The organism is Pseudoalteromonas sp. SR41-4, assembly GCF_014163985.1.
Taxonomy (GTDB): Bacteria; Pseudomonadota; Gammaproteobacteria; order Enterobacterales; family Alteromonadaceae; genus Pseudoalteromonas; species Pseudoalteromonas rhizosphaerae.
Genome location: NZ_JACJEI010000014.1, coordinates 68,108 through 87,773 on the forward strand (window position 1 = coordinate 68,108; position 19,666 = coordinate 87,773).

Below are 19,666 nucleotides of genomic sequence, written 5' to 3' on the forward strand. Positions count from 1 at the left end.
CAAGATAAGTAGCAAACTGATAGGACAAGTGCTATCCAAAGAGGTTTCATTAAAGCATAAAAAAAGAGGCTATACAGCCCCTTTTTATATTATCCAGAGAATATCTGGATTAAATATCAACAATTAAGCGTCAGTTGGTGCATCAGCTGCGGCAGCTGCTGATTCCATTGCTTCTTTGATACTTAAACGTACACGACCTTGACGGTCTACTTCTAGTACTTTAACTTTAACTTCTTGACCTTCAGATAGGTGATCTGTCACGTTATTTACGCGCTCAGTACTGATCTGAGAGATATGCACTAGGCCATCTTTACCAGGAAGAATGTTTACAAACGCACCGAAATCAACGATACGTACAACTTTACCTTCGTAGATAGTACCTACTTCTAGTTCAGCTGTTAATTGCTCAATGCGGCTAATTGCATTTGCTGCGCTTTCACCGTCTGTTGCTGCAATTTTGATTGTACCGTCATCACCGATTTCAATCGTAGTACCTGTTTCTTCAGTAAGTTGACGAATAGTTGCGCCGCCTTTACCGATAACTTCTGCGATTTTCTTCTGTGGTATCTTCATAGTGTAGATACGTGGAGCAAACATTGAAAGCTCTTCAGATGGTGCAGAAATCGCTTCGTCCATCACACCTAAGATGTGTAAACGTGCAGCTTTTGCTTGTTTAAGCGCAATTTGCATGATTTCTTGAGTGATACCTTCAATCTTGATATCCATCTGTAGTGCAGTGATACCTGCAGCAGTACCAGCTACTTTAAAGTCCATGTCACCTAAGTGATCTTCATCACCTAAGATGTCAGAAAGAACTACGAATTTTTCGTCTTCTTTAACTAGACCCATCGCGATACCCGCAACAGACGCTTTAATTGGCACACCCGCATTCATAAGTGCAAGTGAAGTACCACATACTGATGCCATTGAAGATGAACCATTTGATTCAGTGATCTCAGATACAACACGGATTGAGTAAGGGAACTCAGTCAATGTAGGCATTACAGCTTGGATACCGCGCTTAGCTAGGTTACCGTGGCCGATTTCACGACGCTTAGGAGAACCTACAAAACCTGTTTCACCTACGCAGAACGGAGGGAAGTTATAGTTAAGCATAAAGTGGTTTTTGTGCGTGCCAGTTAAATCATCGATTAACTGTGAATCACGTTCTGTACCAAGTGTAGCTGTTACCAGTGCTTGTGTTTCACCACGCGTAAAGATTGCAGAACCGTGAGTACGTGGCAATACGCCAGTCATTACGTCAAGTGCACGGATCATATCTGGTTCACGACCATCGATACGTTTTTCGCCAGCAGTGATGCGCCCACGTACGATTTTCTTCTCAAGAGAACCAAATACTTTGCCAACTTCTTGCTTGTCTAGTGACTCGCCTTCAGCAAGCTCAGCTGTTAATACAGCAACAACTTCGTCTTTAGCTACGCCAAGTGCTTCTTTACGAGCCACTTTATCAGTGATGCGGTAAGCTTCGCCTACTTTATCAGCTGCGATTGCTGCTACTTTATCTTCTAAAGCAACGTTCTTTTCAGGTGCTGCCCAATCCCATGTAGGCTTGCCAGCTTCTGCTTTGAATTCGTTGATTGCGTTGATGATAGCTTGAGATTGCTCATGACCATATACAACCGCACCTAGCATAACGTCTTCTGCAAGTACGTCAGCTTCTGATTCAACCATAAGTACTGCGTTATCAGTACCAGCAACAACTAAATCAAGTTGGCTTTCTTCAAGCTCTTTCAGTGTTGGGTTAAGTACGTATTCGCCGTTGATGTAACCAACGCGCGCTGCACCAATTGGACCACTGAATGGGATACCAGAGATAGCAAGTGCTGCTGAAGTACCGATCATCGCAACCATATCAGGTTGAATTTCAGGGTTAACAGAAACAACAGTAGCAATAACTTGTACTTCGTTTACAAAACCATTTGGGAAAAGTGGACGAATTGGACGGTCAATAAGACGTGCAATAAGTGTTTCACCGTCGTTAGGACGACCTTCACGCTTTAAGAAACCACCAGGGATACGACCTGCAGCGTACATACGCTCTTGGTAGTTAACTGTTAGTGGGAAAAAATCTTGGCCAGGTTGTGCTTCACGCTTACCAACAACAGTAACTAATACTGATGTGTCGCCAATACTTGCTAGTACTGCGCCGTCTGCTTGACGAGCGATTGCACCGGTTTCTAGGGTAACTGTATGTTGACCTAGTTGAAATTCTTTAATAATTGCTTGCACTTAAAATGTTCCTTAAATGTGTTCTAATAAGTTGCCATCAAAGTACCAATTACAGTACATAATTGTATTCAGTTGGAAATCAATTAAGTACTACAATTGGCAATGATGTGAATAAGCGTAGATAAACCTTTTTATCTACGCGCATAGTATATAACAAAGTAATGCAAAATTGCGAGCTTAGTCCCTAGATAAAAGTGGTGATAATAGGCGCGCTAAAAAGTGTGCTTTGCTGTCACTAACTATGTGGCTTTTATTTGATATTTCAAGAGAATTAATTGTTGTGGACAGAGAGAGTGAGAAATTTCAGGCACAAAAAAAGGAGCTATAAAGCTCCTTTCTATGTAATCTAGTTCTTAGCGACGTAGGCCAAGTTCTTGGATTAACGCAGTATAACGTGCAATGTCTTTACCTTTAAGGTAATCAAGCAGTTTACGGCGAGTGCTTACTTTACGAAGCAGACCACGACGTGAGTGGAAGTCATGCTTGTGATCAGCAAAGTGACCTTGAAGCTTGTTGATATCAAAAGTAAGAAGTGCAACTTGTACTTCAGGTGAACCAGTGTCGCCTTCTGCACGTGCGAATTTTGCGATGATATCGATCTTTTCTTGATTGCTTAGTGACATAGTAACTCCAAAAATAAAATTTAAAAGGTGTCTTAGCCGATCACTAATTCAGCCAAAACGATTAGCGGGCGTATTCTACCAGCTACGGCAATAACTACAAGCTAAACTTTACGCTGTTGTTTCTTGCTGATTTGATAAGCCACGTTTTGACTTTAAATGGCCATCAGGATTACGTTCACCAGTGCCAATAAACACACCATCAGCGAGCACTTTAATTGCCCCTTCTGGCAGTTCAATATCAAGTACAACCGCCTGACCATGGCTAAAAGAACTACCTTGCTCTTTACTGAGCTCAACCACAGGTAGACCAAATAATGCGGTGTCCATTGGCAGTAATAGTTCATCAAGATAAGTAGAAGGCGTAAGCTCTTCTTGTTTCGCTTTTACTAATAACGCTTCTAACTGCTCAAGTGACACCATTTTGTCAGCAGGGTAATGCCCTACCGCACTGCGATGCAACATGATCACATGCGCGCCACAACCCAGGTTTTCGCCTAAGTCATCGACGATAGTGCGAATATAAGTACCTTTTGAAACATGGGCGGTCATTTGCACTTCGTTATTAGCTTCATCGAACTCATCTAGTGTTAAACTAAATACGTTGATTTTTCTGCACTTGCGAGGTACTTCAATGCCTTCACGCGCATATTTATATAAAGGTCGGCCTTCATATTTTAACGCTGAATACATTGACGGGTATTGATCTGATTCACCTAAAAACTTAGCAATTTCTTCGCTAAGTTGCTCAGCCGTCACATTGACATCTTTAGTACTGACAATTTCACCATCAGAATCTGATGTTGTCGTACGTTCACCTAATTTAGCGCGAACTACATAGGTTTTGTCAGTATCGAGTAAAAACTGAGTAAATTTAGTCGCTTCACCAAAACAGATAGGCAGCATACCCGTTGCAAGCGGATCAAGGGCACCGGTGTGCCCCGCTTTTTGTGCAAAATACACACTTTTAGCTTGCTGTAGCGCTTTATTTGATGAAATGCCTATTGGTTTGTTTAACAACAAAATACCGTCAACTGGACGGCCTTTACTGCGCTTTGCCATCTGTATTAGTGCCTTCTTCGCTGTCTGTTTCGTCGATATGCTCTGCATCATCTACGCTATCAACTTCGTCATCTACATGCTTTGCTTTATCTTCACGAATAATAGAATCAACAAGGTTTGAAATACGCATGCCTTCCATCAGTGAATTATCAACCACAAACTTAAGCTCTGGCATAATACGGGCACGAATGCGTTTGCCAAGTAGTGAGCGAATATAACCGGTCGCTTCATTTAATACTTTAGCACTTTGCTTTGCAGCATCTTCATCTTGGGTGTTAAACACAGTAATAAAGATTTTTGCATAAGATAAATCACGTGATACTTCTACAGCAGATACTGTAACCATACCTAAACGTGGATCTTTAATTTCACGTTGCAAAATAACAGCAATTTCTTTTTGAATTTGCTGAGCAACACGATCAGTACGAGAAAACTCTCTCATTAGACTCTACTCTAAAAATTATAACTCATTGAGAAATATAAATAAGTTATTTAAATAATGGATACACAAATGGGGGCTGAGCCCCCATTTATTATCTTAGCTTACGAACAATTAAAGTGTACGTTGTACTTCAACTGTTTCGAATACTTCGATTTGGTCACCAACGCGAACGTCGTTATAGTTCTTAACGCCGATACCACATTCCATGCCGTTACGAACATCAGCAACATCGTCTTTAAAGCGACGAAGTGACTCAAGCTCACCCTCGTAGATAACCACGTTATCACGAAGTACACGAATTGGTGCGCTACGTTTAATAACACCTTCAGTAACCATACAACCAGCGATAGCGCCAATTTTAGGTGACTTGAATACGTCACGAACTTCAGCTAGACCAATGATCTCTTGCTTGAACTCTGGTGCTAACATACCAGACATAGCTTGCTTCACTTCGTCAATCAAGCTATAGATAACGCTGTAGTAACGTAAGTCTAAGTTCTCAGACTCAATTACTTTACGTGCCGATGCATCAGCACGAACGTTAAAGCCAACCACGATTGCATTAGATGCTGCAGCAAGGGTTGCGTCAGTTTCAGTGATACCACCTACGCCTGAGCCTACAATCTTCACTTTAACTTCATCTGTTGACAGTTTAGTCAATGAATCAGAGATTGCTTCGATTGAACCTTGAACGTCTGCTTTAAGTACCACATTAACTTCAGATACATTGCCTTCAGTCATGTTAGTAAACATGTTTTCAAGCTTCGCTTTTTGCTGACGTGCTAGTTTAACATCACGGAATTTACCTTGACGGTAAAGTGCAACTTCACGGGCTTTACGCTCGTCTTTAACTACAGTTGCTTCGTCGCCCGCTGCTGGAATACCAGATAGACCTAAAATCTCAACTGGGATTGAAGGACCTGCAGACTTGATGTCTTTACCGTTTTCATCGCGCATTGCACGAACACGACCATACTCAAGACCACATAATACAATGTCACCTTGGTTAAGCGTACCAGATTGTACAAGGATAGAAGCAACTGGACCACGGCCTTTATCAAGACGAGATTCAATAACAACACCAGCAGCCATACCCACAGTTGGAGCAGTAAGTTCTAACAACTCAGATTGGTTTAATACCGCTTCAAGAAGGTCATCAATACCTAAACCAGTTTTAGCAGAAATATGCACATACTGTGTATCACCGCCCCACTCTTCAGGAATAACGTCTAGTTGAGCAAGCTCATTCTTAACGCGATCTGGGTCTACGCCTTCTTTATCCATTTTGTTAACAGCGATAATTAAAGGAACGCCAGCTGCACGCGCATGCTGAACCGCTTCTTTAGTTTGTGGCATTACACCATCATCTGCTGCAACCACTAGGATTACGATATCTGTTGCTTTAGCACCACGAGCACGCATTGACGTAAACGCCGCGTGACCAGGAGTATCCAAGAAAGTGATCATGTTACCATTTACGTCAACATGATAAGCACCGATATGCTGTGTGATACCACCGGCTTCGCCAGAGGCCACTTTTGCTGAACGAATATAATCAAGCGTTGACGTTTTACCATGGTCAACGTGACCCATTACAGTTACTACTGGTGCACGTGGCTCAGATTTACCATCTTCATGACGGTCATTTAGTACTGTTTGCTCTAATTCGTTTTCTTTAACAATGATAACTTTGTGGCCCATTTCTTCTGCAACTAACTGTGCAGCTTCTTGGTCGATCACTTGGTTAATGGTAACCATGTCACCCATTTTCATCATTGTTTTTACAACTTCAGCGCCCTTAACGGCCATGCGTGATGCAAGCTCAGCAACTGTAATTGTTTCGCTAATACGCACTTCGTTTTTCACGTCAACCGTTGGCTTTTGGAAGCCATGTTGTAATGAAGCTGGTGCTTTTAGCTTGCTTTTCTTGCCTCTCGAAGGAACAAATTTCTCCTTCGCTGGGGCTTTTTTCTTTTTCTTCGCACGGCGTGTGCCTTGCTCATCACGCGCATCAGCAACATCTTCTGCTTCACGTGCGTAAGTAGAAGTCGTAAGGTGGTGATCAGCGGTTTCTTCGCGCTTCTTACGTTCTTCTTCTTCTTTCTTCCAGCGAGCTGAATTTTCTTCTGCTAGCTTTCTTGCCTCTTCTGCTTGACGTTTCGCTTCTTCTTCAGCTTTCTTCAATGCGGCCTCTTCTGCTTCTTTTTGCAGACGCTCAGCTTCAACGCGATCTTTTTCAGACTTCGCGGTTTGTTCTGGGGTCATCTGCTTCTGTTTTGCTACACGTTCAGCATCTGCTTTACGTTTAGCTTCTTCTTTCACTTTACGGTCAGCCTCTTCTTTGGCTTTACGCTCTGCGTCTTGTTTTGCTTTAAGCTCAGCTGCTTCTTTTGCAGCTTGTTGCTCAAGTTCACGACGAGCGGCTTCTTCTGCTGCTATACGCGCTTGCTCTTGCTCAACCGCGCTTTTCTTCACGTAAGTACGTGTTTTACGTACTTCAACTTGAACTGACTTTGCTTGACCTGTAGAACCCGTCACACTTAATGTGCTTTTGCTCTTACGTTGCAATGTCATACGTGCTGGGCCATCTGAGCCTGTGCCGCCGTGCTGCTTGCTTAAATGATCAAGTAACTTTGCTTTTTCAGCTTCAGTTACATTATCACCCGCTTGCTTAGTGATACCGGCTTGCGATAATTGTTGAAGCAATTTATCAACAGTTGTACCAATATCCCCGGCTAGTTTTTCAACATTTACTTCTGCCATAGTCTCTAATACCTCCGTTAATAACTTACTCGTCTGCGAACCAACAAATGTTGCGCGCAGCCATAATTAGCTCACCCGCTTTCTCTGGAGAAAGCTCTGTAATATCGACTAATTCATCAATACCTTGCTCTGCTAAGTCTTCTAGCGTAACAACCCCTTTGCTTGCCATAACAAACGCAAGGTGACGCTCTAACCCTTCTAGTGCTAATAAGTCTTCAGCAGGCTCTGCACCATCAAGGCTTTCTTCTGTTTTAAGTGCTTTAGTCGTTAATGCATCTTTTGCACGTGAGCGTAACAAATCAACAGTATCTTCATCTAAGCCATCAATTTCTAAAAACTCAGACGCAGGTACATAGGCAACTTCTTCAAGGGTTGAGAAACCTTCGTTGATAAGTAATGTTGCAAAGTCTTCATCGATGTCTAAGTTTTCAGTGAATAAGTTGATTAACTTATCAGATTCCGCTTCGTTCTTAGCGCGCATTTCTTCAACTGTCATTACGTTTAGTTCCCAACCAGTTAACTGGCTAGCAAGACGTACGTTTTGACCGTTACGACCAATTGCTTGTGCTAGGTTATCAGCTTCAACAGCGATATCCATTGAATGGGTGTCTTCATCCATTACAATTGAAGCAACTTCAGCAGGTGACATTGCATTAATAACGAACTGGGCTGGGTTGTCATCGTAAAGTACGATATCAACACGCTCGCCACCAAGTTCAGTCGACACTGCTTGTACACGTGCGCCACGCATACCAACACACGCACCAATCGGATCGATACGTTTATCGTTAGATTTAACGGCGATTTTAGCACGTGAGCCTGGATCACGTGCCGCTGCACGTAATTCAATCATCTCTTCGCCAATTTCTGGCACCTCAATGCGGAATAATTCCATCAGCATTTCTGGCTTAGAGCGTGTTACAAATAACTGTGCACCACGAGCATCAGGTTTTACTTCATAAAGTAAACCACGGATACGATCGCCAGGACGGAAATTTTCACGTGGTAACATGTCATCACGGTAAATAACCGCTTCAGCATTGTTACCTAAATCTAATACGATTGCGTCACGCGTTGCTTTTTTCACAACACCTGTTACTAACTCGCCTTGTTGATCTTTATAAGCTTCTACAACAAGTGCGCGCTCAGCTTCACGTACTTTTTGTACGATTACTTGTTTCGCCATTTGTGTAGTAATACGGTCAAATTTAATTGACTCGATTTGCTCTTCGATGAAATCACCAATCTTAAGATCTGGGTCATCAACCTGAGCCGCTTCCAACGTGATTTCGCTGTAAGGGTTTTCCAGTGAACCATCTTCAAGTACTGCAGCAATTTGCCAACGACGATAAGTGTCGTAATCGCCTGTTTTACGGTCAATTGCAACGCGTACTTCAATTTCACCAGTATGTTTTTTCTTAGTCGCAGTCGCTAATGCGAACTCTAACGCTTCGAAAATCTTTTCTTTTGGAACCGCTTTCTCATTGGAAACGGCTTCAGCAACCAATAATATCTCTTTTGCCATGGGTTATGCCTCGCTTGCCCTATTCCTTCGCACTCGGATTAAAACTTTGCGATGATGTTCGCACGTTCAATGTTACTGAGCATAATTAACTGCTCAGTACCGTCATATGAAAGTGTGATCATATCACTGCTAACTGCTATTAGATCGCCTTTAAAATTACGACGACCATCTTGTGGAAGCTTAGTACGCACGCGTACTTCCTCTCCTTGTGCCTTCTCGTAGTGATCTTGTTTGAATAATAGACGATCAACACCAGGAGACGATACTTCCAAATCATATTCATTTGTAATCGGGTCTTCGACATCTAAAATTGCGCTTATTTGACGACTTGCATCAGCACAGTTATCAACCGAGATCCCCGCTTCGTGATCGATATAGACCCTAAGCGTAGAATGGCGACCCGCTTGCACAAACTCTAGACCATGTAATTCAAAGCCTAACATTTCAACTGACGGTGAAAGCATGGTTAATAAATCTTGCTCAAGTTTTGTCACGAAAATTCTCCATACAAACAAAAAAAGGGCTTATAGCCCTAAAATACTTAGCTTATACCTTGATTTAAAATCAAGTGGTGCAGATACAACAACGCCCCGAACCAAGCGGGGCGTCACACCTAAAGCATAAAACTGTGTGGCCATGGGCCAAGCTTGGTTGCGGATAGCTAACACCATCTAAATTAAACCCAAAGGCTTAAACGCAAAACGCGCATTACATAGAATGCGCGACTTCAAATCAGTAACTAAAATCGCTACTCAAAAGTTTGGCTTCAAGAATTTAGAAATATTAATTAAACTAATAATTTATCTAAAAACTTGGTTGCGGGAGCCGGATTTGAACCGACGACCTTCGGGTTATGAGCCCGACGAGCTACCAGGCTGCTCCATCCCGCGCCAACTGGTATCAAAATACCTGATACCTGCCTAGCAGCTAATTAAGTGAGCTAGACAATGGCGGCTATTATAAAGAGGCTTGGCGTAATTAGCAACCAAAAACTGGTAAAGAATGACTAGACTATAAAGTACAAAATTATAGGTCAGAACAATTCGCTATAACCGTACCAAAAGTACCCTGTTAAAAAACCAACATAAAAGCCCTAGGGCGTGTTGACCTTTTGTGATTAATTTTGCAGCAGTATGTTTGGTATTTAGGCAAGGCAGAGTCTATGTAGTGTGGTTGTTCCCCATAAATAGACGATAACGCAGTATAAATTCCGAACATGCGCTGCCCAAAGGGTTCTTCCTAGGGGCGATTAACTCTTTGTTGCTCGATTTTTACTTAGCTCCACTAGGTTACAAACCTCGCGCCGCGATTAAATCGCCCCTAGATTGAACAAATTTCAATCCACAAAGGTCAACACGCCCTAGCCTTATTGGCATTAATAATGCACGCTATTGCGCAATTTCCATCGATTTACTCACTCTTTCCTACACAGCGTCTATACTAAGTTTTTAATGGCAATCTGCATATTTAAGGCTATTTAGAGAGGGCTTATTATGAGTATTTCTGCTCATCATCAAAAAATGTTATTACGAAGTATCGCAATAATAAAACCCAACTTTCACTGTTTTACTGTTACCTTTCATATGCAATTAAAACGTCATGCATTGACAATGCAATGGCCTAGCAGTGATGAAATAAGTGAAAAAAGTTATTTGTTGTATTGCTCATTGGAACGCACTATTACCCACTTAGATCGCTTATTGTCTGTATTACCTTTTATTCATTATCATGCCAACAACCTAAGTAAATCTGGCCTCACTTGTCTGGATGTTGATTTATTATGTGATGCTTTTATAGCTGCGCTAAAAATTCATTTGGGCCGAGAATTTACGCTAAACCTAGAACAAGCGTGGCGTTATGCACTCAGGATGTTTAACAGCATAGTGAAAAGCTATTTATTTAATACCAGTAATATTGTTGCAATTAACAAGTCCGTGCAGCAGCAAGTGAATTCATAGCAAATAACCTACATGCATTATTCTATACTAGCTAACTCTTGTAGAAGACGATCTATTTGGTGCTGTTCAACATCGATTAAAGTTGCATATTTTGATGTTAACGCACTCATTTTTCTAGATAAGGAGTTATCAAAAGTCGCATCAGTTACGTTATTTAGTTGCTCTTTAGCCTGAGCTTCGAGGGCTGCTATTTGGCGATCCATTTGAGCTTGGTAAGTATCTATTTTTGATTGTCGCTGTTCAACATCTCGTTTGATTTCTTGTGACCGAATGAACGAATCAATACCTTTGCTCTGGGTTGATTGTTGGTCAATTTCAGACGTGTTTTTCGACGCAGGCAAAGCGTGTTTTTCTTTTAAGAGTCGATCAATATCCCGCTGTTCACGTGCAATTAAAACGTTATAGCGCTCTGAAATACTGGTCATTTGATTAGCTATTGCAGTTTCTTTTTTTGCACCAGATAAATTATTTAACTGCGCATCTGATTGCTCACCTAAGGCGGCAATTTGCTGATTCATTTTCTCGCTTAAGCTATCAATTTTATCTTGATGCTGTTGAATATCAGCATCAATTTGCCGAGTCCGAATATAACTATCAACGCCCGAGGTATCAATATTTTCATTAGCAACAATCTGACTAGATAAGCTTGGGTTTTGCTCTTTTACAGAGATTAGTTTCGCATCATCACCACATGGAAATTGACTAAATTCCACGACGCCTTTTTTTTCACACTGATAGACTGTGGCATGCAAAGAACTAACATGGCAAAGTGCAATGAGACAAGGTAAAACAATTTTAAATTTGCAAAAAGCATACTGATATTGATTCATAAGGCGACACTCCTTTGTTTACGTATTAATACCTATACCACGACTATCAGTATTAATAAATGCGATCTAATCGACAATTTAATTCGTATAAAACAATTTTGAGCAAAATTAATGATCTATAAAACTCTGAGATTTATTTTTGGCGACCAACTTAATGCCAATCACAGTTGGTATAAAGAAGAGGATCAAACACAATACCTTTATGTCATTGCTGAATTAAAACAAGAAACAGATTATGTAAAACACCATATACAAAAGGTAGCGGCGTTTTTTGCGGCAATGGAGAACTTTGCGACTGCGCTCAAACAAGCACAATTAAATGTGCTTCATTTAACACTCGATGATACCCACGATGACGCATGCATTACCTCATTACTAACACGCTTGGCGAAGCAATATCAGTGTCAACAAATCCAATATCAGTATCCTGATGAGTATAGATTAAAAACTCAACTGCAAGAGTTTGCAAACAGCAGTGACTTTAATGTTAGTGCCACAGACAGCGAACATTTTTTATTACCTTTTGCTGATATCAGCGACCATTTTAAAAAAGATAAGCATGTGAAAATGGAATTTTTTTATCGCATGATGCGCAAGCGCTTTGACATATTGATGCAAGATAATGCTCCACTAGGCGGGCAATGGAACTTTGACCAAGACAATCGTAACAAATTAAAAAAAACTGATTTAGCTGCTATCCCTGAACCAAAAATATTTACCAATAATATTGAAGCTATTTTACAGCGCATAAAAAAACACCAGGTAAATACCCTTGGCCATTGTTCAGCAACTTTATTATGGCCAACCAGTCGTGCTCAAGCAAAACAATTACTCGATTACTTTTGCACTCATCTACTCCCCTGTTTCGGAAAATTTCAAGACGCGATGACCTGTCAGAGCTCATACAAATGGAGCTTGTATCATAGTCGTATCGCGTTTGCACTTAATACAAAAATGCTGCACCCAATGCAAGTTATTAAGCAAGTACTGGCTGAGTTTGCGGCACGCCAAGAACAGATCACGCTTGCCCAAGTTGAGGGGTTTATTAGGCAAATTTTAGGTTGGCGAGAATATGTAAGAGGTATTTATTGGCAAAATATGCCTGATTACGCGAGTAAAAATGAACTTGAGGCTGCTCGTCTGTTACCAGATTATTTTTGGAGTGGCAAAACAAAAATGAACTGTATGAAACAGGCAATCACGCAGAGCTTAGAGACCGCCTACGCGCATCATATTCAACGCTTAATGATCACCGGAAACTTTTGCTTATTAACCGGTATTGATCCAAATGAAGTTGATAGCTGGTATTTGGGCATTTACATCGATGCCATTGAATGGGTAGAAATGCCTAACACCCGTGGTATGAGTCAATTTGCAGATGGCGGCCTAATCGCTACAAAACCGTATGCCGCAAGCGGTAACTACATAAACAAAATGAGTGATTACTGCACCAGCTGCCACTATAACGTAAAACAAAAAAGTGACGACACGGCTTGCCCTTTTAATAGTTTATATTGGCAATTTATGCACACCCATGAAGCCCGCTTAGCTCGTAACCCACGTATTGGCATGGTCTATAAAAATTGGCAAAAACAAGATACATCACAACAGCACGCTATTTTAGAGCGAGCGCAATGGTGCCTAAATAATATAGAAAAACTCTAACAGAAGTATCATATTAGGTAATATTGTTAATTAAATGTTTAATTAATTTGTAATTATAGTGTTATCACCCTACTTTCTAATATTAGAAATTACTCCACAACACTATGAGAACACGATGAAAAAACAGTTTTTAACGGCATTATTACTGATCAGTACAAGCCAAGCACAGGCATTTAGCCAAGAAACACATAAACGTATCGTCATCGATGCAGTGAACTACATGCAGCAGCACCCAAGCAGCACACAGTTTTCGGCATTAAGCCAATACGCTCAACAAAATAATATGACGGTAACCCAGTTAGCCGAAGTACTAGGCCAAGCAGCCTATGATGTGGATGACTTTGAAGACACCTTCTTTTGTGGTGCTGTAACGGGGTCATGTGTTCAAGCACCAATATGGGGAGCAGCAGAGAGTATTGTTAAATATACCAGCTATTGGCATTTCCAAAACCATACCCAAGGGGCTGATCAACACGGTAACGACTTTGGTGGCTACAATTACCAAAAACTGACGGTATGGGGCACCGTTGATAACTTGGCTTCAAGTTGGTTAAAAGGTGACTACCTTGATGACGGTCAAGGCGGTGAAACAGGCTGGTTTAATGCCGATTCATCAAAGTACAACAGCTATGGTATTACTGAAGCTAATTACCGAATTGACAGCCAATCAAATTACAACATGTACGATGACTTTGAAGAAATGCCTTTTCAGCCAATTGATAATTTAGGTCAATACTGGTATCAAAGCTATTTGCAAAGTGGCAACCCACAAGTGTTAGGTTTTGTTTTCCATACAACTGATTTACTACAACCACACCATACTTGGACCACATCTGATCTCAATCATTCAAGCTGGGAAAGCTGGGTAAAAGACTACTATGATCAGGAACAACTCAATGACTCTGCCCTTATTACACAAGCCATGCAAACATTTTCAGCACTGGATATAAACAGTCAAGACGTACGCCCTTTACTGACACAAGGTGGCGCTTTTTCTTATGCTCAAGGCGGTATTGTGCTTAATTCACAAGACCATTACGACCGCTTAAATACGGCAAAACAAGTGATCCCACATGCGATTGCCATGGTTGTGCACCTACTTAATCATGCCATGGTCGTGCGCCAATGAAAGCGCTGAGCAGTTGTATTTTGTTATTATTAGGACTGCTTTATAGCAGCCTAACAATGGCATCATTTAACCAATATAACGATGCTGAAGTGCGTTTAATGCAGCAAGTTTATCAACAACACAATGCCAACATTAGTCGCAAAGACGTTCGTAAACATATGTTTGAAAATCAATTTTTATTATATCAAGCAGAACAACATATGCCTGAGCTGCTTGAACGTCAATCTGCGGTAGGCTTTAGCACGCAGTACCATGTTGAGCGCTATTTGATGAACATATTTGACACGCAACTAAATTTATCAACATCCTATGTTAAAGGAGGTAATCTCACACAATATAATGCCCAGTGGCTGCTCAAAGTATTGCCTAGCTACCCTGCTGATGGCCAATACAACGCTGAACAAATCAATAAAATGCAGCGCACCGAGCTCAGAGGGCTCTTTACAACCGCCGTCAATCTTTATGAGTTTATAGCCCCTTTATCTATGCAAGTACGCTTTCGACTGCACCAAGGTGAAAGTGACTTATTCAAAACTGAAGTAATAAAAAAGCAACTATTTGAGGCGTTGCTTTTAAAAGCAACGCCATTACTTTTAAAGCAAGGGATCAGTATCGCGCACCTAGAAGAACTAGCAAAAGGCGATATTTTAAGGCCTTCGATTCAAAGTTGGCTAGGTATTAAAGACATGATGCACGTTCAAAGCCCAATACTAGACAGTCTTGAACAACAAATATCCGATAAAGAAATAAAATATTATTATCAGGCAAATAAAGCGCGCTTTAAATACCTTAGTGAAGTGACAGCTTACGGCGCTGCGTTTACTGAGCGAGACCAAGCGGTTCGCTTTAGAAGTACAGTACAAGCAAGCTCTTTTACAGATGCATTATATATATCACAGCAAAACGACATTTATGCTAAGTATCACAATAAACTAACTCGCAAAAATAAAAGTAATTGGGCTGTGCAACTGGCTTATACGCTAAAAGCAGAAGAATTATCTGCGGTGATGCGCTCACCTGAAGGTCTATGGGTCGTCATAATTAGTGATAACCATCAGTATAACTACTTTAGCGCTACTGACGAAACTGTTCGCTATCAAGCTAAAAAAGCCATCGCAATACAAAAAGCGCAGCAACGCTATCAGCAAAATTGGCTGGCTTGGCAACAACAAAATGCAGTAAAACTATGAATAAAAAAGCTATCTACATAATTACAGGCGTCGCTTGTTTAGGTTTTTTAGTAATAAATTTAACAACAGAGCGAAAACGCGAAATAGCTCCCATCCGCGCTGCTGATGATTTAACGCCAGTAACGCCCGCGCCACAAATAAATAATGCGTCGGCACCGACAGCTATTAATCCAGATATGACTGCTGAAGCGGCGATTGATAGTCACACCTCATTAAAAAATACTGATGCCAGTCAACAACTGCCGCCCATTACTACACCGAGTTACTTGCCTGTCATCGCAAAAAATCCAATCAGTGCGAGTCAGTTTCAAGGCGACTTAACCGATCATCAAGCTTACCTCGATTTTCATAAACAGCAGCAAACTCAGCTTGAGCAACGCTTTGTAATAGCTGCTCAACAAAAAATAACTAACCTTGAAAGCTTGCTCGAAAAAGGCCGTCAAAAAGGCCTCCCTCAACGGCAGCTGCAAGTTGCTATTGATAAAATTGCTGCCTTAAAAGACATGCAAGCCAAATTAAAAAGTAAAGATACTAACTGAACACAGCATCATTAATCATCTGCGATTAATGGTGCGCTAAGCGGAACCGATGTTTGAGCAAAGCTAAAAAAGCCGCCTCAACTGAGGCGGCTACTAAAAATAACAAGTAAATTAGGGGAAAAACACTGTCAAAGGGATGGTTATTTACCTTCTAGCAAGTTACCACTGCCAATTTCAATTTTACGTGGTTTAAGTGCTTCAGGGATCTCGCGTTGCAAGTCGATACTAAGTAGCCCATTGGCTAAATCAGCGCCGAGTACTTTAACGTGGTCACCTAGCTGGAATTTGCGTTCAAAGTTGCGCTCAGCAATGCCTTGATGAATAAATTTGCGCTCTGCGCTGTCATCTTTATTGGCTTTAATGCCAGCAACTTTTAAGGTGTTATTTTCTGACTCTATCGTCAGCTCATTATCACTAAAACCGGCAACAGCCATAGTAATGCGATATTTGTCTTTATCGAGTGCTTCGATGTTATACGGAGGAAAACTTGGCTGCTTGTCAGTGCGAGCGGCCGCATCCATTAAAGATGCTAAATGATCGAAGCCAATGAATGAACGATAAAGTGGTGATAAATCTACTGTACGCATAATAATATCCTCATATTTAAGCGATATTTTGCATGTGCTTTTCGGTTGAACAAGCGCAAGCAAAGTTTAATTAATAATATAAATTTCAATTACTTCTGTTTAGTTAGGACCCATCAGGCGTCCTCATTAAACTATATATGGACGGCGAAATTGTTTTCAAGATTATTTTTGAAAAAAGTTTTATTTTTTTTCAAAATCTCTTTTTGCCTACTCAATAAAGTGAGGACTCAAAGTTTGCTTTTCAAGTCTTTAAATAGTAATAAGGGGAATTAGCTTTAGAGGTCAATATGAAAAAAGTAACGAGTTTGCTGCTCAATATAATTATGTTAGTTGTGGTGTTTTTTGTAGTGACTACATATCAGCAACGCAATTTACTCAGCTCAGATAGCAGCCCTGCTCCATATTTTAATTTACCTGTGCTCAATGACAGCGAACAACGTATTGATATTGCGATGCTTAAAGGTAACACCACCGTGGTTTATTTTTTTGCGCCATGGTGCACAATCTGTCGTTACAGTATGCCAAACCTAGAAGCGGCATTGGTTGATTCTAATATCAACGCCATTGGCATTGCACTTGATTATAAAAATGAACAAGCAGTTGCGCAGTTTGTTAGTGAACTTAAACTCACAATGCCCATTTTACTAGGCGATAAAAATACCCAGAGTAATTATAAAATCAGCGCCTTTCCTACTTACTATGTAATTGATCAACAACTGCGAATAACCGCACGCTCAATGGGCTATTCAAGCCAATTAGGTATTACTATCAGAGCTCAAAACTAAATGTAACAGCTTGTAACACCTCCCTACATTTTCGTACAGTTTACTACGTATTTTTATATATTTTCTCATTACTATAGGTCGCAGTCACACTTACTCATAACCATGGAAGAATCATGTTAGCCACCTGCTTGCCATCACTTTACCGTTTAACGCCACTGGCGTTGTGTTTGCCATTTTTAACGCACGCCAACGTTGATGCTAATGAAGAAATAATAGAGCGTCTTGAAACCGTTTATAAACGCAGTAGCATTACCAGTGAAATAACCGAAAATACTGAAAAACTGATCACTATGCCCGGTGCTATGGGCGATCCATTGCGGGCAGTATTTGCATTGCCAGGCGTTGTCGCCGCTGGCGGCTCAATGAGTGAACCGGCGGTACGTGGCTCATCGCCCGATGATAATTTGTTTGAAGTGGATTTTATGCCTGCAGGCTATATTTTTCATGATTTCGGCAGTTCTATTTTCAACAAGTACATTATTCAAGATTTTCAACTTTACTCAGCCGGCTATGGCACCAGTTACAGCAACGCCACCGGTGCCGTATTTGACGTAACACTGCGTAACCCTAAATATCAACCGATTACTACCACGCTTGATCTTACAATGTTTAATGCCGGTGTCTTTGTTGAAGGGCAACTCACGCAGAACACCGCGTTTTATTTATCAGCACGTAAAAGTACATTACCACTGTTCTTCTCTAAAGGTGAAGAGCTTGAAAACGACGATGGTGAACTCAGTGGTATCACCATCAATGACCCCCCAGATGATCATGATTACCAAGGCAAATGGATCTGGGATATAAACAATCAAAACGCCCTAACAGTGTCATTTACAGGCGCAAAAGACTCGGTTGCAGCAGGCTTTAATCAACGCGCTGAACTTTCACTAAAAAATCCTGAGTATCAAGGCGATGCTGATTTTATTCGTGAATTTACCAGCCAAAGTATTTTATGGGATCACTTTAATAAAGACTTTCATTTACGCTTAGGCGTTGGTTCGCTCGAACATTCTGGCCGATTGGAATACGCTAAACGTGCCACGCTAAGTGATGGCTATTTTGATGAAGAACAACAAAAGCAAATCACTTATAAAGGACGATTAAATTGGCGTGTTACTAAAGCCCAGCAACTGGTGTTTGATGCCGCCTATTTTGATAACGACAGTACTTACAGTTACGATAGTTTTCAATATCTTTGTACCGAGCTCGATCCTGATTGCGATCTAAACAAAGGTGAGCGAATAACGGGCAAAGACAAGCTAGCCCTTGATAAGTACTTTGTTGGTGTGAGCCATGTTTGGGTTATTAACGAACAATGGCAAAGCGAAGTCGGCGTGCAATATCAAAGCAATGATTACACTGATGAAGATTTTGTGATGCCGCGTCTTGCGCTTAGCTATTTTATTAATGATCACAATAGCATCAATGCTAAATACGGGCATTATAATCGCATGCAAGATATTGACACTCTATTGCCTGAACACGGCAACCCGAATTTACGTTCGCAAACCTCAAAACACAGCAGTTTAGGTTTTGCACAAGAACTTGCCGATGAATGGACATGGTCTATTGAAGGGTATTACAAAACCATGGACGATTTACCGTTGGCATTAAACAATTATTCCGATGCAGCAATTCGTTACAGTAATGATGTAACTGGGCGAGCTTACGGTGTTGATCTATTAATAAACAAAAATAAAACTGATAAATGGTATGGCTGGCTTGCAGTTAGTTATGCCAAAAGTGAACGTACTGACCAACGCCAAAATATCACTCGGGATTATTACGCTGATACCCCTTTAGTTGTCAACATGGTGTTTAATTACCAAATCAGTGAAAAATGGCAAGGCGGCTTTAACTTTACTGCCCGCAGCGGCCAAGCTTACACCCCGATTGTTGGCGTCACAGAAAATTCCGAATTCGAAGGACGTTTTTTACCACAATATGGTGATCCATTTTCTGAGCGTTTCGATGTTTATCATCGGCTTGATCTTCGTTTTGAACGTCAAACCGACTTTTGGGGCTTAGACGGGGTGTTAATTTTAGAATTAATGAACGCCTACGGCCAAGCAAACACCAGTAGCATTGATTTAGATTATCAGAAAGTAACCTCGACTAATGATTTAATTATCAAAGAAAACGAGGATGATTTTGAAATGCGCCCTTCAATTGGCTTTAGTGTTAAGTTTTAATTAGCCACCCCACATACACCTTTAATACTGATTAAAGGTGTATGTAATCATTAAAATAGAATTCATCAATCGTTTTTTTACGCTGTTTATTTTTTCTCAATTAGTTAAGATGAATGTAAATAAAATCGA

General features: G+C 40.9%; 16 protein-coding genes and 1 tRNA gene. 7 read left to right on the forward strand and 10 right to left on the reverse strand.

Going from position 1 to position 19,666, the window contains the following annotated elements:
* Positions 1-123: 123 nt before the first annotated feature.
* The 8 genes from pnp to H5180_RS12775 form a co-directional block, all read right to left on the reverse strand.
* Positions 124-2,250 carry a polyribonucleotide nucleotidyltransferase gene (pnp, locus tag H5180_RS12740; RefSeq protein ID WP_145240442.1) on the reverse strand — a complete coding sequence of 709 codons (2,127 nt, stop codon included), beginning with the start codon at positions 2,248-2,250 and terminating at the stop codon, positions 124-126.
* A 353-nt stretch (positions 2,251-2,603) separates the two neighbouring features.
* Positions 2,604-2,873, reverse strand: a complete 270-nt coding sequence (gene rpsO, locus H5180_RS12745; protein WP_016707659.1) for a 30S ribosomal protein S15 — start codon at positions 2,871-2,873, stop codon at positions 2,604-2,606.
* A gap of 108 nt (positions 2,874-2,981) precedes the next feature.
* Positions 2,982-3,932 (reverse strand): tRNA pseudouridine(55) synthase TruB, encoded by a 951-nt coding sequence (truB, locus tag H5180_RS12750; protein ID WP_182758336.1) that lies wholly within the window; start codon positions 3,930-3,932, stop codon positions 2,982-2,984.
* A complete protein-coding gene (gene rbfA / locus H5180_RS12755) occupies positions 3,916-4,374 on the reverse strand; it encodes a 30S ribosome-binding factor RbfA (RefSeq protein ID WP_145240438.1) in 459 nt (152 codons plus the stop codon). The genes truB and rbfA overlap by 17 nt, the downstream gene beginning before the upstream one ends.
* Positions 4,375-4,485: 111 nt before the next feature.
* A complete protein-coding gene (gene infB, locus H5180_RS12760; RefSeq protein WP_182758337.1) occupies positions 4,486-7,137 on the reverse strand; it encodes a translation initiation factor IF-2 in 2,652 nt (883 codons plus the stop codon).
* A gap of 25 nt (positions 7,138-7,162) precedes the next feature.
* Entirely contained in the window at positions 7,163-8,662 is a 1,500-nt protein-coding gene (gene nusA / locus H5180_RS12765; RefSeq protein ID WP_145240434.1) for a transcription termination factor NusA, read from the reverse strand.
* Between the two features lie 38 nt (positions 8,663-8,700).
* Positions 8,701-9,156, reverse strand: a complete 456-nt coding sequence (gene rimP / locus H5180_RS12770) for a ribosome maturation factor RimP (RefSeq protein ID WP_145240432.1) — start codon at positions 9,154-9,156, stop codon at positions 8,701-8,703.
* Positions 9,157-9,475: 319 nt separating this feature from the next.
* Positions 9,476-9,552 (reverse strand) — tRNA-Met (locus H5180_RS12775).
* Between the two features lie 603 nt (positions 9,553-10,155).
* Between H5180_RS12775 and H5180_RS12780 the strand changes: the two genes are divergently transcribed.
* Positions 10,156-10,620, forward strand: coding sequence for a globin (locus H5180_RS12780; protein WP_145240430.1), 465 nt, complete (start codon positions 10,156-10,158; stop codon positions 10,618-10,620).
* A gap of 17 nt (positions 10,621-10,637) precedes the next feature.
* Here H5180_RS12780 and H5180_RS12785 read toward each other — a convergent pair whose 3' ends face one another.
* The gene (locus H5180_RS12785) at positions 10,638-11,450 is read right to left on the reverse strand and encodes a hypothetical protein (RefSeq protein ID WP_182758338.1); all 813 of its coding nucleotides are present in this window, start codon (positions 11,448-11,450) and stop codon (positions 10,638-10,640) included.
* A gap of 111 nt (positions 11,451-11,561) precedes the next feature.
* On the opposite strand from H5180_RS12785, the gene H5180_RS12790 reads away from it, so the two are divergent.
* From H5180_RS12790 to H5180_RS12805, 4 genes are all read left to right on the forward strand, one after another.
* Positions 11,562-13,115 carry a cryptochrome/photolyase family protein gene (locus H5180_RS12790; protein ID WP_182758339.1) on the forward strand — a complete coding sequence of 518 codons (1,554 nt, stop codon included), beginning with the start codon at positions 11,562-11,564 and terminating at the stop codon, positions 13,113-13,115.
* 115 nt (positions 13,116-13,230) lie between these two features.
* Complete coding sequence (locus H5180_RS12795; RefSeq protein WP_145240424.1) at positions 13,231-14,244, forward strand: phospholipase; 1,014 nt, start codon at positions 13,231-13,233, stop codon at positions 14,242-14,244.
* A gap of 56 nt (positions 14,245-14,300) precedes the next feature.
* Complete coding sequence (locus H5180_RS12800; RefSeq protein WP_259399571.1) at positions 14,301-15,434, forward strand: peptidyl-prolyl cis-trans isomerase; 1,134 nt, start codon at positions 14,301-14,303, stop codon at positions 15,432-15,434.
* Positions 15,431-15,973 (forward strand): hypothetical protein, encoded by a 543-nt coding sequence (locus H5180_RS12805; RefSeq protein WP_145240420.1) that lies wholly within the window; start codon positions 15,431-15,433, stop codon positions 15,971-15,973. The genes H5180_RS12800 and H5180_RS12805 overlap by 4 nt, the downstream gene beginning before the upstream one ends.
* A gap of 140 nt (positions 15,974-16,113) precedes the next feature.
* On the opposite strand, the gene H5180_RS12810 is transcribed toward H5180_RS12805, so the two are convergent.
* On the reverse strand, positions 16,114-16,560 hold the full coding sequence (locus H5180_RS12810; protein WP_145240418.1) for an Hsp20 family protein: 447 nt from the start codon (positions 16,558-16,560) through the stop codon (positions 16,114-16,116).
* 287 nt (positions 16,561-16,847) lie between these two features.
* On the opposite strand from H5180_RS12810, the gene H5180_RS12815 reads away from it, so the two are divergent.
* The gene (locus H5180_RS12815; RefSeq protein WP_145240416.1) at positions 16,848-17,345 is read left to right on the forward strand and encodes a TlpA disulfide reductase family protein; all 498 of its coding nucleotides are present in this window, start codon (positions 16,848-16,850) and stop codon (positions 17,343-17,345) included.
* Positions 17,346-17,458: 113 nt separating this feature from the next.
* A complete protein-coding gene (locus tag H5180_RS12820; RefSeq protein WP_145240414.1) occupies positions 17,459-19,537 on the forward strand; it encodes a TonB-dependent siderophore receptor in 2,079 nt (692 codons plus the stop codon).
* Positions 19,538-19,666 lie beyond the last annotated feature (129 nt).

What these genes read in the sequence shown, in the direction of transcription:
- rpsO (WP_016707659.1), bottom strand. Translation starts at nt 2,873, where the DNA reads ATGTCACTAAGCAATCAAGAAAAGATCGATATCATCGCAAAATTCGCA.
- truB (WP_182758336.1), bottom strand. Translation starts at nt 3,932, where the DNA reads ATGGCAAAGCGCAGTAAAGGCCGTCCAGTTGACGGTATTTTGTTGTTA.
- rbfA (WP_145240438.1), bottom strand. Translation starts at nt 4,374, where the DNA reads ATGAGAGAGTTTTCTCGTACTGATCGTGTTGCTCAGCAAATTCAAAAA.
- infB (WP_182758337.1), bottom strand. Translation starts at nt 7,137, where the DNA reads ATGGCAGAAGTAAATGTTGAAAAACTAGCCGGGGATATTGGTACAACT.
- nusA (WP_145240434.1), bottom strand. Translation starts at nt 8,662, where the DNA reads ATGGCAAAAGAGATATTATTGGTTGCTGAAGCCGTTTCCAATGAGAAA.
- H5180_RS12780 (WP_145240430.1), top strand. Translation starts at nt 10,156, where the DNA reads ATGAGTATTTCTGCTCATCATCAAAAAATGTTATTACGAAGTATCGCA.
- H5180_RS12785 (WP_182758338.1), bottom strand. Translation starts at nt 11,450, where the DNA reads ATGAATCAATATCAGTATGCTTTTTGCAAATTTAAAATTGTTTTACCT.
- H5180_RS12790 (WP_182758339.1), top strand. Translation starts at nt 11,562, where the DNA reads ATGATCTATAAAACTCTGAGATTTATTTTTGGCGACCAACTTAATGCC.
- H5180_RS12795 (WP_145240424.1), top strand. Translation starts at nt 13,231, where the DNA reads ATGAAAAAACAGTTTTTAACGGCATTATTACTGATCAGTACAAGCCAA.
- H5180_RS12800 (WP_259399571.1), top strand. Translation starts at nt 14,301, where the DNA reads ATGGCATCATTTAACCAATATAACGATGCTGAAGTGCGTTTAATGCAG.
- H5180_RS12805 (WP_145240420.1), top strand. Translation starts at nt 15,431, where the DNA reads ATGAATAAAAAAGCTATCTACATAATTACAGGCGTCGCTTGTTTAGGT.
- H5180_RS12810 (WP_145240418.1), bottom strand. Translation starts at nt 16,560, where the DNA reads ATGCGTACAGTAGATTTATCACCACTTTATCGTTCATTCATTGGCTTC.
- H5180_RS12815 (WP_145240416.1), top strand. Translation starts at nt 16,848, where the DNA reads ATGAAAAAAGTAACGAGTTTGCTGCTCAATATAATTATGTTAGTTGTG.
- H5180_RS12820 (WP_145240414.1), top strand. Translation starts at nt 17,459, where the DNA reads ATGTTAGCCACCTGCTTGCCATCACTTTACCGTTTAACGCCACTGGCG.